The organism is Lachnobacterium bovis DSM 14045 (genome assembly GCF_900107245.1).
In the GTDB taxonomy this organism is placed as follows: domain Bacteria; phylum Bacillota; class Clostridia; order Lachnospirales; family Lachnospiraceae; genus Roseburia; species Roseburia bovis.
This window is the reverse complement of the sequence record NZ_FNPG01000004.1, coordinates 14,046-26,396: the sequence shown is the minus strand read 5'-3', so window position 1 is coordinate 26,396 and position 12,351 is coordinate 14,046. Positions and strand designations below refer to the sequence as shown.

8 protein-coding genes are annotated in these 12,351 nt (G+C 30.5%); all 8 read right to left on the bottom strand.

Annotated features, from left to right (window positions below; all coding sequences use genetic code 11):
• Positions 1-21: 21 nt before the first annotated feature.
• Positions 22-1,473 carry a glutamate--tRNA ligase gene (gltX, locus tag BLV79_RS00125; RefSeq protein WP_074714769.1) on the bottom strand — a complete coding sequence of 484 codons (1,452 nt, stop codon included), beginning with the start codon at positions 1,471-1,473 and terminating at the stop codon, positions 22-24.
• 126 nt (positions 1,474-1,599) lie between these two features.
• Positions 1,600-2,754 (bottom strand): GGDEF domain-containing protein, encoded by a 1,155-nt coding sequence (locus BLV79_RS00120; protein WP_074714766.1) that lies wholly within the window; start codon positions 2,752-2,754, stop codon positions 1,600-1,602.
• A gap of 75 nt (positions 2,755-2,829) precedes the next feature.
• Positions 2,830-3,600 (bottom strand): CPBP family intramembrane glutamic endopeptidase, encoded by a 771-nt coding sequence (locus BLV79_RS00115; RefSeq protein ID WP_074714764.1) that lies wholly within the window; start codon positions 3,598-3,600, stop codon positions 2,830-2,832.
• Positions 3,591-5,480, bottom strand: a complete 1,890-nt coding sequence (locus BLV79_RS12380; RefSeq protein ID WP_083354381.1) for an HAD hydrolase-like protein — start codon at positions 5,478-5,480, stop codon at positions 3,591-3,593. Before BLV79_RS12380 ends, BLV79_RS00115 begins: the two co-directional genes overlap by 10 nt.
• A gap of 174 nt (positions 5,481-5,654) precedes the next feature.
• The gene (locus tag BLV79_RS00100) at positions 5,655-7,892 is read right to left on the bottom strand and encodes a DNA gyrase/topoisomerase IV subunit A (protein ID WP_074714762.1); all 2,238 of its coding nucleotides are present in this window, start codon (positions 7,890-7,892) and stop codon (positions 5,655-5,657) included.
• A gap of 19 nt (positions 7,893-7,911) precedes the next feature.
• A complete protein-coding gene (locus BLV79_RS00095) occupies positions 7,912-9,834 on the bottom strand; it encodes a DNA gyrase/topoisomerase IV subunit B (RefSeq protein WP_074714759.1) in 1,923 nt (640 codons plus the stop codon).
• Between the two features lie 8 nt (positions 9,835-9,842).
• Positions 9,843-10,934, bottom strand: a complete 1,092-nt coding sequence (locus BLV79_RS00090) for a PucR family transcriptional regulator (RefSeq protein WP_074714757.1) — start codon at positions 10,932-10,934, stop codon at positions 9,843-9,845.
• A 168-nt stretch (positions 10,935-11,102) separates the two neighbouring features.
• The gene (locus BLV79_RS00085) at positions 11,103-12,215 is read right to left on the bottom strand and encodes an ABC transporter ATP-binding protein (protein ID WP_074714752.1); all 1,113 of its coding nucleotides are present in this window, start codon (positions 12,213-12,215) and stop codon (positions 11,103-11,105) included.
• Between the last annotated feature and the right edge of the window lie 136 nt (positions 12,216-12,351).

Here is a 12,351-nt window from a genome sequence, read left to right as displayed (position 1 = left end):
TTATTTTTTTTAAAGTACTTATTATTTAGAAAGCATCTCTATACCTTTTTTAATTCTTCTAATTGACTCTTCTTTACCTAATACTTCCATAAGTTGTGTAGCTCCACCAGGTGTCATCTGTTTTCCAGATACAGCTGTACGAATTGGCCACATAACGAATCCAGTTTTTAATTCGTTATCTTTAGCGTATTTAAGTAAAACTTCATATAAAGCATCATTACTATAATCTTCCTGTTCTTCAAGAATTGGAAGAATATTCTGTAACAATTCTAATGAGTTCTCTGAATTTGTTTTCATCTTCTTATGAGTATACATTGCTACATCATATTCTGGTAATTCTTCAAAGAAATCAATATGATCTTTAATATCTGGAAAAATCTCGATTCTTGTCTGAACCATTTTTGCAATTTTCTTTAAATCATAATCTTTTGTAACAACTTCTTTGATATATGGTAAAGCCATCTCATAGAATTTATCAAAGTCTAATTTTTTGATGTACTCTCCATTCATCCATTTTAACTTAGTATAATCAAAAACAGCAGGTGATTTATTAATATGACGATAATCAAATTTTTCAATTAATTCTTGTAAAGACATAATTTCTTGATTATCAGAAGGGCTCCATCCTAATAAAGCAACAAAGTTTACAACTGCTTCTGTCAAAAATCCTTGCTCTATCAAATCTTCAAATGAAGAATGTCCTGATCTCTTTGATAATTTATGATGATTTTCATCAGTAATTAAAGGACAATGTACATAAACTGGTACTTCCCAACCAAATGCTTCATATAATCTATTATATTTAGGTGACGATGATAAATATTCATTACCTCTAACAACATGTGTAATTCCCATTAAATGATCATCTACAACATTTGCAAAATTGTATGTTGGATATCCGTCAGATTTAATCAACACCATATCATCTAATTCTGAATTATCTACTGTAATATCTCCATAAATCTCATCTTTAAATGTAGTAGTACCTGTAGTTGGATTATTCTGACGAATAACGTATGGAACTCCTGCATCTAATTTTGCCTGAACTTCTTCTGGAGTAAGGCTTAAACAATGTTTATCATATACCATAATATCTTTTCCAGCTACATTTTGTTTTAAGCTTTCAAGACGTTCTTTAGTACAGAAACAATAATATGCTTCACCTTTTTCAATAAGTTTCTTAGCATATTCCAAATAAATACCTTTTTCATGTCTCTCACTTTGAACATACGGACCACAACCACCATCAAGATCAGGACCTTCATCATGAATTAAACCTGTCTTCTTCATAGTTCTATAAATAATGTCAACCGCACCTTCAACGTAACGTTCCTGATCAGTATCCTCTATTCTTAAAATATAATCTCCGCCTTCATGCTTACTAATCAAATATGCATAAAGAGCTGTACGAAGGTTACCTACATGCATTCTTCCTGTAGGACTAGGTGCAAATCTAGTACGAACTTTACTCATTTTGAAATCTCCTTATCTTTATACTAAAAAGTATATTCATCTCTTTGTATACATGTATTCTTAAAAACAAACTAAAATACATGCACTTTTTTAGTATATACCATGAAATCAAAATTTTCAATACAATTATTGGGGTTTTTCTTCTGTTCTTCTTCTTCGATCTTGTAAATGATGTTCTATTTTTTCTCGGTACATAAGTTCATCAATTTCCATAATAAACTCTTTGCCACTAACGTAGTGTGTTGGCTCATAAACACTATATCCACAACTAATTGAGACTTCAATCTCTCCTTTGATTTCTTTTGTTTTTTTCTGAATAGCTGTTACCTTCTCTTTTAAAACTTTTTTATCATCAATATTTATTATAATGCAAAATTCATCGCCGCCATATCTGCCTATCGTTCCTTCATTTTTTACAGATAATCGTAATATCTTTGCAACTTCTGTAAGAATTCTATCTCCTTCTAAATGTCCAAAATTATCATTTATACTTTTAAAATGATCTATATCTATCATAATTGCAGAAAACTTTATTTCTTTGTTCAAGAATTGATTTATAGCATCTGTTAGGCTCATATCAATTCCACGTCTATTCAGTACTCCGGTCAAATAATCCATATTTACATCTTTTCCCTGCAAATAGAAAAAAACACAAAGGCATCCTACCGTAATCATTGCATAAGTCATCTCTAAATCTGGTATTAACACCTGACCTATTACTCCAAATAATGACAACACAGGCAACATCAAAATAGCTTTTCGATAGAATATATTTATCCTTTTTCGGTAAATAAAAACATATAAATCCAAAAGAAGACAATATATCATAACCAAGGCTGCTCGCACATAAAAAAACATTCCTCTGTAATAATTATTTCCTTTAAAATAATAAAACCAATGATTATCAAAAATCGTTGACATAAACACCAAAAACATATTTCCATAAACAAACACTTCAAATGCTCTTCTAAATACTATACATCCTTTTGAATCTGCTCTTTCCATCCATTTATTAATATAATCCATTGCCACTAAATATTCTAAAGGATCAAACAAAAAGATTATAAAATATCCTATCTTTGCCATAAATAAAAAGTTTTTAGGATATATTTCACCTATTCTTCCAAACACTTCAGACACAAGAAGAACTAGCGTAAGCGTAATAAGTCTTACGAATTGTTTTGCTGAATCTGTATGTAGCATTCCTCTTTGAAATATCAATATCAAAACCAATAACAATACTGTATATGCACTTAACACAACCCACGCATCTACAACCATTTTCCGCTCCTTTTATTCTATAACATCTAAACTGACATAAGTAAATTAATATACTCTCTTATGTCTATTTATCGGTTATTTTTTTGCTCTAATAAAAGCAAAAACTGTATAAAATCCGCCAATTAGTAACACAGTCTTTATTAACAAATCTATTTTGATGTTTGAAGAAAAAGAAATATTTAAAGATTTAAAGTTCGTTCTCAAAACTCCAAATAAATTAACACACATGTGTAATATAATCGATATTTGTATACCTTTTTTCTTTTCGACTAATAATGCAAAAATTATGCCAAAAACAAAAGCATATACAAACTGAACAATATTTCCATGCACCAGTCCAAAAATCAATGCCGAAATTATTATAGAATTATGTTTTTTTAAGTATAAATTTAATTTATTAAAAACAATACCTCTATATACTATTTCTTCTGCTAATGGTGTCAAAAAAGCATTTCCAATAATTTCAATTATTAATCCGCCAGTATAAAAAATCTTGCTAGTATTTTTATATGATTTTGACATAGTAATAAGTGGTGAATTAATTAACAAATCATTCAAACTAAATGCTATCAGTATTATTGCAACTATTAAAAGAAACAATTCTTTTATATTTTTTTTATCGGATTTAGTTGACCACCAAATATCATTATTATATGTTCGATACATAGCAAAAGCAGTAACACCTGCTCCTGCCATGTGACAAATCATATAGTTTTTTTCAATACCTCCAAAAAGAATAAATCCTACAATTGTAACTGTAAAGAAAAATATTCCATGATAAAACAGTAACGGTATAAATGCTTCTCTAAACAATATTCTTATTTTTTCTTTATAACTTAATTCCATAATTTTTTCAAAACTTCTGGTATATCCTCTGCATTATCACAAACTGCAAATACATTTGATGCTTCTAATTCATTTGTATCTCCAAAGCCATATGATACTGCAATACAAGGAATTCCTTTGCTTTTTGCTCCTTTTACATCAAAAATAGTATCCCCTATTAAACACATATTTTTTCTTGGAGTATTTTTAAATCTTCTAAATACTTCCTCTAATACTTCCTCTTTAGTATTTATTCGGCCATCAAACGTTGCTCCTACTACTTCATCAAAATATTCAAATAAATTAAAATATTCAAGTATTTGACGACATGAGTTTTCCGGTTTTGAAGAAGCAACTGCTAAACTATAGCCATTTCTTTTTAATTCTCTAAGACATTTCCCTATATTCTTAAAAGTTTTGCTTTCAAACAATCCAACCTTTGAATATCGTTCCCTAAATATCTTTATAGCCTCTTTTGTTTTATCATCGTCAAACCCATAAGTATTTTTAAAAGTCTGATTCAATGGAGGCCCAATAAAGAATTTGAGGTTTTCTAATTTTGTATCCCATATTCCAAAATGATTAAGTGCATATCTAGCACTCTTAGTTATTCCCTCTGACGTATCAATCAAAGTTCCATCTAAATCAAACAAAACTAATTTTGACTTAGAATTCAAATCTTTTTCTCTATTAACAATAAGATTCACTGAATTTGAAGTAAGGCTCTTACTTGTGTACAAAACATTCTTAGCCTCAGCTATTTTTCGCTCTAAAACATTTTTTTGTTCCTGTTTTCTTTCTTCAACTTCGTCATATTCTGTCTCTTGTGTCACTTTGCACACAGGTTCTTGCTTAGTGTCACAAGTAGTACCATGGTCTATTGATTGACTCAACTCATAACCTTCATCATCCATAACATAATCTGTATCTAGGTTTTCGAAATAACTTTCTTCATTGTCTACGGTTTGATTTACAATATAACCTTCATCTGGCTTTACTTTGTAAACTTCCTCTGATTGCTGCAGATAATCTAATTTAGGATTATCCTGATTATCAAATTTTCGTTTGATTATATCTAGTTTTTCTCCATATAATTCTCCAACTGTCACCTTTGAAATCGGATGATGTTTATTAGGATTAAGCTCTGATATTGCTTTCAGCATATATATCTTATCTTCCATTCCAACATATGGAATCACTATATTTTCATCATCATATACTAAATCATCAAAGAAAACGATGTTAAACTCAATATCAATTTTATTCTTAACCTTTGCCTGATTTTCAATATATTTGAGATATGAAATCAAAGAATCTAATTCTAAAATAGTATCAAATTCAACAGCTGTATTTAGTATCATTCCTTCATACTTCAATAGATTTAAAGTTGAACGTTTGACATTTTTTATCAGTTCATGTTCTGATATCCTATCAATTGTATCTAAGAATTTCTTTCGATTTTCAGAAATATCTCCTTGAAAATGAGTCTGGCAATACACATACACCCTGCTCCATTTTCTAGTAATGCTAGTTACAACCTTTTCAAACAAGATGTCTCTTTTAGAATTATTATACTCAACCTCTATTATATTTTTCTTAACAAGAGGAAATCGTAATAGAATTTCTTTACTAATTCTATCTGTTATTGTTTCTAGCAAATTAAAATCTGATTTAGCAAACTCACTTATTATGGTATCACAAACCATTTTATAATTGGTAGAATCCTCTATGTCATCTTCTGCCGCTACTTTTTTATTATCTTGAAATAATTGTGCACTTACATAATAAAAACGTCCTGAAGATGCAAAAATTTTAAGTTTATTAATACTAATATTATCCATGTTTAACCCTTTCCGCGCAATACATAATGCTGTCAACCTTGCTCCCCACAAAATTTTCATACGCTATAAAATCTCTCTTTCATTTTACCACATTTTATATATTAATAAACAGAACTATTTATTTTTTATAAAAAAAGCCAGCAATCGCCAGAGTAAAAATTATAAATCTTTTTGATATAACTTTTCATTCTAGCTATTGTGGCTAATTATTAGAACTTTTCTTTAACTGTATTATTATTTTTTTACACCCTTGGTATCTCTATTAGCGACATGAAGACGATTCAAAACAACTTCTTTTCCTTTTACATCAACTGAAATAGTATCAGAATCATCAGAAACAAAATATGTTTCTATTATTTCGTCATTATCCGCTAAACGCATGCCTCTAACGCCTACAGCACCTTTTTTCTTTTCTGGAATTGTATTACATGCAAAACGTAAAAACATTTCTTTTCTTGAGCGCATAACAATTGTGTTATTTTCATCATAAATACTAATATTTAACAAAATATCATCATCATTGAGTTTAGTCGCCGATGTAGTTCTTCTCGTAACATCGAATTCTTTACCATCTACAACTTTTATCATTGATTTTTTAGTAATAAATAAAAGTTTTTTGTCTGCTAGATTTAAAATACTATCGACAAAAATTAATCGTTCTTCTTTGCTGTCATAATTACTTAAATTATCTATAGGACTTCCCTTGTCTCTAAACTTACCATGAGGCAAATCTATAATTTTTAACAAATGCATTTGACCTTGTTCTGTAAACAAGCACAACTTATCCGTATTTTTTACTGTTAAAATTATTCTGTTTTCAGAATCTGCTGCTTCTTTATTTCTTTCATAAACAGATACATCCACTGTTTTAGCATAGCCAAATCTATCCATTAAAAATACAACATCTTTTGTCTTTATCTTCTCTTCTACTACAACAGCCTCTTTTAAATTATCAATTACAGTTCTACGTTCTCTACCATAGTTTTTCTTATATGTATTTAACTGTTTAATAATAACCTTTGCCATAGAAGATCTGTTTTCCAAAATATCCTCATATGTAGCGATATTATTAAGTGTTTCTTCATATTCTTTTTTTAATGCATCTAACTCAAGACCTATTAATTTATATAAACGCATATCTAAGATTGCACTAGCTTGTTTTTCTGTAAAATGTAATTCACCAGCCTGAATCTTAGATATTTCTGATTTAAATTTTATTTTTGAAGTATCTCCATTAATGAGACATGCTTTTGCATCTTTAATATTTTTACTACCACGCAAAATTTCAATAATTAAATCAATTACATCGCATGCCTTAATTAAACCTTCTTGTATCTCTTTTTTATCTCTAGCTTTCTGCAAAAGATTTGTATACTTTCTAGTAGCCAATTCATATTGGAAATCTACATGATGCTTGATAACTGATACTAAGCTAAGAGTCTCAGGTCTGCCATTAACAACAGCAAGCATATTAACGCCAAATGTATCTTCTAGTTTAGTCTTTTTATATAAAAGATTTTTAAGAGTTTCTACATTCGCACCTTTTTTTAAATCTAATACTATTCTAATACCATCTTTAGATGATTGGTTAGTAATATCAATTATATCATTCGTCTTTTTTGATTCAACCAGTGAATATACATCATTTAAAAACTTACCAATGTTAGCACCAATCATAGTGTATGGAATCTCAGTAATTACTAAACGCTCTTTATTTCCTTTAACCTGCTCAACTTCAATCTTTCCACGAATTTTGATTTTACCAGATCCAGTTTCATAAATATTCAATAAATCTTTTTTATTAGCTATAATTCCGCCTGTTGGAAAATCAGGACCTGTAATATAATTCATCATTTCATGATTCGTTATATCAGGATTCTTCATATAAGCAACAACACCATCTAAAACTTCATTAACGTTGTGTGGTGGAATATTAGTCGCCATACCAACCGCAATACCCTCAGCACCATTAATAAGAATATTGGGCATTTTAACAGGCAACACTATAGGTTCTTTTTCTGTTTCATCAAAATTAGGTCCAAAATCAACTACATCTTTTTCTATATCTGATAAAAAAACTTCCTGAGTAACTTTCTGAAGTCTAGCCTCAGTATAACGCATCGCAGCTGCTCCATCGCCTTCTATTGACCCAAAGTTACCATGACCATCAACTAATGGCATACCTTTTTTAAAGTCTTGTGCCATAACAACTAACGCATCATAAATTGAAGAATCACCATGTGGATGATACTTACCCATTGTATCACCGACTATACGAGCACTTTTTCTATATGGTTTATCATATCTTAAGCCTAATTCATACATATCATACAGTGTACGTCTTTGTACCGGCTTCAAACCGTCTCTAATATCAGGAAGAGCTCTTGCAACAATAACACTCATTGCATAGTCAATGTAGGATTTTTGCATTAATTCAGAGTATTCTGTTTGTATAATATTTGTTGCATCCATTCTTAATTAACCTCTTTTTTTAAATATCTAATTGAGCATCTCTTGCATGTTCATAAATAAATGCTTTTCTAGGTGGCACATCAGTTCCCATTAACATTGCTGTCACTTCTGATGCCAATTTACCATCCTCTATTTCAACTCTTTTTAACATTCTTGTTTTAGGGTCTAATGTTGTCTCCCACAATTGCTGGGCATCCATTTCTCCTAAACCTTTATATCTTTGTAAAGTGAAATTGCCTTTATGAGTTTTTCTATATTTTGCTAAAGCCTCATCATCATATAAATATACTTCTTCTCCGCGTGATGGAATAACTTTATATAATGGTGGCATAGCCACGTACACATGTCCCTCAAAAATCAACTCCGGCATAAATCGATAAAATAATGTCAATAATAACGTTGCAATGTGTGCTCCATCAACATCGGCATCAGCCATAATAATTATTTTGTCGTATCTTAATTTGGTAATATCAAAATCGTTTCCATATCCTTCTGAAAAACCACATCCAAAAGCATTTATCATCGTTTTGATTTCTGCATTAGCTAAAACTTTATCAATACTTGCCTTCTCTACGTTTAAAATTTTACCTCTTATAGGCATAATTGCTTGATATAATCTATTTCTAGCCATTTTAGCTGAACCACCGGCTGAATCACCCTCTACAATAAAAATCTCGCTCTTTTTAGCATCTCTGCTTTCACAATTAGCTAACTTACCATTTGAATCAAATGAAAATTTTTGTTTTGTTAATAGATTTGTTTTTGTTTTCTCTTCAGCCTTTCTAATCTTAGCTGCTCTTTCCGCACACGAAATAACTGTCTTTAATGTATCTAAATTTCTATCAAAAAATAGCTGAATTTCATCATTAGTAACTTTGCTAGTTGCCTTTGATGCATCTTGATTATCTAGTTTTGTTTTAGTTTGTCCTTCAAATCTTGGAGCAGGATGTTTAACTGAAACTACAGCAGTCATTCCATTTCTCACATCTACTCCTGTAAAATTAGGATCCTTATCTTTTAAAATACCAAGTTCACGCGCATAATTATTAATTACTGTAGTAAACATACTCTTAAAGCCTGTAATATGTGTACCACCCTCTGCATTATAAATATTATTACAAAAACCTAATATATTTTCATGGAATTCACTAGTATACTGAAAAGCTACTTCTACCATAATTCCATCGCTTTCACCTTTATAATAAATGATATCATGCAATTTCTCGCCATTTTTATTCAATTCTTTTACAAAACCAACAATACCTTCTGGCTCATGAAATTCTATATGTTCAACATCATCTTTTCTCTTATCTTCAAAAATTATAGTCAAATTAGGATTTAAATACGCTGTTTCATGCATTCTGTTTTTTACATCTTCAGCTTTAAATTCTGTTTTTTCAAAAATTGTACCATCTGGTAAAAAATTAATCTTAGTACCGGTTTCTTTAGTTTTACCTACAATTGGTAATAAACCGTTTTCTAATTCTACAACAGGATGTCCTTTTTCATAGCCATCATGATGAATTGATCCTTCTCTTTTAATCCACACATCCATATGTGTTGATAATGCATTAACAACTGACGAACCAACACCGTGTAAACCACCTGATGTCTTGTATGCATTATTGTCAAATTTACCACCTGCATGCAATGTAGAAAAAACCACCCTTGCAGCAGACACGCCTTTAGCATGCATTCCAACCGGTATACCTCTACCGTTATCTTCTACTGTACATGAACCATCTTTTTCCAATGTGACTTTTATTGTATCACACGCTCCAGCTAAGTGTTCATCAACAGAATTGTCCACTATTTCATAAATCAAATGATTTAATCCTTTTCTTGAAACACTACCAATGTACATTCCTGGACGTTTACGAACAGCTTCAAGACCTTCTAAGACCGAAATACTACTTGCATCGTATGATTGTTTTCTTGCCATACTTTACATTAACTCCTTTTTTGATCTTTGATATGAGCTATAACCATTACAGCTATTCTAAAAGTCATAGCATCATCAAATTTTCTAATATCAAGCCCTATTGCTTTCTCAATTCGTTCAAGTCTATAAACTAATGTATTTCTATGTACATACAATTGTCTTGCAGTTTCTGAAATATTAAGATTATTAGAGAAGAAATTCATAATTGTTGACATTGATTCTTCATCATCTAAGATTTCTGGAATCTTATTGCCAAAAACTTCTTTAATAAACATATCACATAAGCTCATTGGTAATTGGTGAATTAATCTACCGATTCCTAATTTACCATAAGAAATAGTTGGTTCTTTAAAGAAGAATACTCTTCCTACTTCAAGTGCCATCTTAGCTTCCTGATAAGAATCTGTGATTTCTGGAATCTGATTGATTACATTTCCGTAACCAACACGAACATCTATCATCGCTTCCATTTGTAAGGTGTCAACTAAAAGATTAGCAATGTTTCTTAACTCATCCTCTAATTTACTTTCTTTAATATCTGAAACATCTTTAACTAAAACAATATTATGTTCATCTACACTTGTCACAAAATCTTTTGTTTTAACATTAGATAAATTCTTCACTAATTCCATTGCATCATCAATGCCTTTATCTTTTGTATCAATAACAAAAACTACTCTAGGAACCTGATCTATGTGAAGCTTTCTTGCCTTACTAAAAATATCCACAATTAACATGTTACCTAATAAGACATTTTGAATGAAATTATTTCTATCGTACTGTCCAGCAGCACTTACAACCAAGTTTCTAATTTGACAAACTGCAAGACGACCAACCATATATGTGTCTTCTCCTCCACCTGCCATAATTAAAATATAATCTGTTTCACCTTCTACAATTACCTTAAAAAAATGATATTCTTTTGCTGTCTGACTTTCAGCCATAGAATGTGAAAACTCATTAACCATATCTTCAACTTCATTTAAAAATTTAGTTGTATAAGCAATTAATTTTCCTTTAGGTGTATATAATGCCACGTCTTTTTTTGTTATTTCTTTAATTTCATCTAATGTATTTTGTAATTTTTGGTTTGTAAACATATAAAAACTCCTTTGTATCCGAATACCACTGAACATCTCTTTATGAAATGAACTTCTTGGGAAAGGGCTTCAAATGAAGCCTATTATTAGCTTTACGCGCTATAAAATAAAACTGGGTGTAAATATCACACCCAGTCTAATAATTTACAACTATTTAATTTTACATAACTAGTTAGTAATTGTCAATTCAGAATCTTTGTCAAAAATATGAACTTTTTCTGGATTGATAGCTAACTGAATTTTACTTCCCATTCTTGCTTTAGTATCAGAGCCTACTCTAGCAGACATGTTAGCACCTGCTAATGTGAAGTATAATAATACTTCAGCACCTAATAATTCATATCCTGTAACATCGACAGTGAATTTGCTGTCCGCATATTTTACAAGTGATTCTTCATCTTCATAAATATCTTCTGGTCTGATACCTATGATAACGTTCTTACCTGCGTATCCTCCAGCGATAACTTTTTTAGCTTTCTCTTGTGGTAATTCGAATTTGCAATCACCAGTTGAAACTGTAACTTTATCTCCATTAACTGAAACAGCTGCTTCAACAAAGTTCATCTGTGGTGAACCTATGAAACCAGCTACGAATAAGTTATCTGGCTCATTATATAATTTTTGTGGTGAATCTACTTGTTGAACAACACCATCTTTTAATACAACAATTCTTGTTCCTAATGTCATAGCTTCTGTCTGATCATGTGTAACGTAGATAATTGTTGCACCTAATCTGTTATGTAATGAAGCAATTTCTGATCTCATCTGAACACGAAGTTTAGCATCCAAGTTTGAAAGTGGCTCATCCATTAAGAATACTTTTGGATTACGAACGATTGCACGACCCATAGCAACACGTTGTCTTTGTCCACCTGATAAAGCCTTTGGTTTACGATCTAATAATTTCTCAAGATCAAGGATTCTTGCTGCATCCTCAACTTTTTTCTTAATCTCATCCTTTGGTACTTTTCTTAATTTAAGACCAAATGCCATGTTATCAAATACTGTCATATGTGGATATAAAGCGTAGTTCTGGAATACCATTGCGATATCTCTATCTTTTGGTTCAACATCATTTACGATTTTTCCATCGATTCTTAATTCACCTGATGAAATATCTTCAAGACCTGCTATCATTCTTAATGTTGTAGATTTACCACAACCAGATGGTCCTACGAAAATGATAAACTCTTTATCTTCAACCTCTAGGTTAAAATCCTTAACTGCCTCAAATCCATTTGGATATACCTTGTAAATATTTTTTAGTGATAAACTTGCCATTCCTTAATTCCTCCCTAAACCTATAGTTAATTTTCTTTTGCAACTTATATTGCGTTTTCCTTTACAAATAATATGATAAACATTTATCACTCTATTTTCCATAGGCAAACTAACAAAGATTATTAATTTTCTTTGT

What these genes read in the sequence shown, in the direction of transcription:
- BLV79_RS00095 (WP_074714759.1), bottom strand. Translation starts at nt 9,834, where the DNA reads ATGGCAAGAAAACAATCATACGATGCAAGTAGTATTTCGGTCTTAGAA.
- BLV79_RS00120 (WP_074714766.1), bottom strand. Translation starts at nt 2,754, where the DNA reads ATGGTTGTAGATGCGTGGGTTGTGTTAAGTGCATATACAGTATTGTTA.
- gltX (WP_074714769.1), bottom strand. Translation starts at nt 1,473, where the DNA reads ATGAGTAAAGTTCGTACTAGATTTGCACCTAGTCCTACAGGAAGAATG.
- BLV79_RS00085 (WP_074714752.1), bottom strand. Translation starts at nt 12,215, where the DNA reads ATGGCAAGTTTATCACTAAAAAATATTTACAAGGTATATCCAAATGGA.
- BLV79_RS12380 (WP_083354381.1), bottom strand. Translation starts at nt 5,480, where the DNA reads ATGAAAATTTTGTGGGGAGCAAGGTTGACAGCATTATGTATTGCGCGG.
- BLV79_RS00100 (WP_074714762.1), bottom strand. Translation starts at nt 7,892, where the DNA reads ATGGATGCAACAAATATTATACAAACAGAATACTCTGAATTAATGCAA.
- BLV79_RS00115 (WP_074714764.1), bottom strand. Translation starts at nt 3,600, where the DNA reads ATGGAATTAAGTTATAAAGAAAAAATAAGAATATTGTTTAGAGAAGCA.
- BLV79_RS00090 (WP_074714757.1), bottom strand. Translation starts at nt 10,934, where the DNA reads ATGTTTACAAACCAAAAATTACAAAATACATTAGATGAAATTAAAGAA.